The sequence below is a fragment of the Aetokthonos hydrillicola CCALA 1050 genome, from assembly GCF_017591665.1.
GTDB classification, from domain to species: domain Bacteria; phylum Cyanobacteriota; class Cyanobacteriia; order Cyanobacteriales; family Nostocaceae; genus Aetokthonos; species Aetokthonos hydrillicola.
Map to the genome: position 1 here is coordinate 1 of NZ_JAAKGC010000365.1, position 1665 is coordinate 1665.

Here is a 1665-nt window from a genome sequence, read left to right on the forward strand (position 1 = left end):
AGGCCTGCTATGAAACGCCTGCCAGCTGGAACGGCAAGTTTGACTTGATCACGTCGTTTTACGTTGCCGAACACGTCGTCGATCTCGAGAGCTATTTCCTTGCGATCACGAACCTTCTCGCGCCAGGTGGAACGCTGTTTTTCACGGTTCCGAACATCCTCGCGAATGTCGCGGACTTCCTGGTTGTTGATCACGTTAACCACTTCACGTGGGCTTCACTGCGAAATCTTCTCGCGGGGCTTGAACTCGAAAACATCGCGATTGACGATAAGTCCCATGACTCGGCGTTCGTCGTCACGGCTCGCAAACCACAAGAAGAATTTTATCGACTCAAAGTCTTTGCTCCAGAAAATCAGCAGAACCTGTGGACCGCGTCGGACGAAGCGGGCAATCCTCACCTGCAACTGAAGCATACCATCGACCGCATGGCGAACTACTGGCGCCGCGCTCAGCAGGAAATCGTCAACTTTGAACGGTCACGTTCCAAAGCAGAGCCAGCCGCGGTTTATGGGTCTGGTTTTTATGGTGCCTACATCACTTCGTGTCTGGAGCAGCCTGAGAGCGTTTCTCACTATCTGGATGCGAACCCCTACCGTCAGGGGAAGCAGTTGTTCGGAAAGCAGGTCATCGCACCGGGGATGCTCCCCGATTCGACCCGGCTTATCTACGTCGGCCTGAATCCACGCATCGCGAAAGAAGCGATGGCGCGCGTCCCTGGCTGGGAACATCGATCTCCTGATTTCTTCTTTCTCCCGGAGCTGACCATCGCATGATTGATGGCAATATTGTGACTTTGCGCCCGCCGATCGATGACGACCTGCCTGTTCTGATGGAGATGCGCAACGACATCGACCTTCAGAAATTGCTTCTCGCCAAGCCTCGTCCCAACACCATGCAGCGGGTGAAGGATTGGCTGGGACGACGCATGTCCGACAGCACGGTCTTGTTCTTCATCATCGCTGATAAGAACGACAACAGCTGTCTGGGCTTCATCCAGTTGATGATGATCAGCACTCACCACGGCACGGCTCAACTCGGCATCGCCCTGCGCCCTGGCGCCACCAATAAAGGGGCTGGCCGGGAAGCGCTGACGCTGTGCGAAGAGTTCGCCTGGAACCGTCACCATCTGCGCAAGATTACCCTGGAGGTTCTCGGTTCCAACGCCCGAGCCCTGCACGTCTACGAAGCCCTCGGCTACCGACACGTTGGCGTCTTCAAAGAGCACTACTTCGCCGAAGGCCAGTACCACGACGTCATCCTGATGGAGAAGCTTCTCAATCGTAATGCACAGATACAGAATCGAGCAGCTTGAGAAGAGTTCACCACCAAGTCACGAAGAACACAAAGGCTCACAAAGATGTGTTCCTCATGCCTGTCGATCTCCGTTGTGAAACTTTGTGTCCTTTGAGCCTTAGTGGTGAATGCAGGCCAGCATGACCAAATCGATCGTCATCTCTCAACCGATGTTCTTCCCCTGGATCGGGCTCATGGAGCAGGTTCGGCTGGCGGATGTGTTCGTCCATTATGATGATGTCCAATTCTCCAAGGGGAGCTTTTTCAATCGCGTTCAGATCAAGACCGCGACCGGCGTGAAATGGATGACGGTCCCCGTCCAGCACAACGGCCTCTCGACCGACATCAACCAGACGCCTCTCGATGATGCGC

At 54.9% G+C, this 1665-nt stretch carries 3 protein-coding genes; all 3 read left to right on the plus strand.

The features are described from left to right. On the plus strand, window positions 1-773 hold a 773-nt coding region (locus G4P69_RS37965), incomplete at its 5' end, for a methyltransferase domain-containing protein (RefSeq protein WP_208355094.1). Further along, window positions 770-1312, plus strand: a complete 543-nt coding sequence (locus tag G4P69_RS37970; protein WP_208355097.1) for a GNAT family N-acetyltransferase — start codon at window positions 770-772, stop codon at window positions 1310-1312. The genes G4P69_RS37965 and G4P69_RS37970, both read left to right, overlap by 4 nt. A gap of 121 nt (window positions 1313-1433) precedes the next feature. Beyond that, the coding region (locus tag G4P69_RS37975; RefSeq protein WP_208355110.1) for a WbqC family protein at window positions 1434-1665 on the plus strand (232 nt) is incomplete at its 3' end.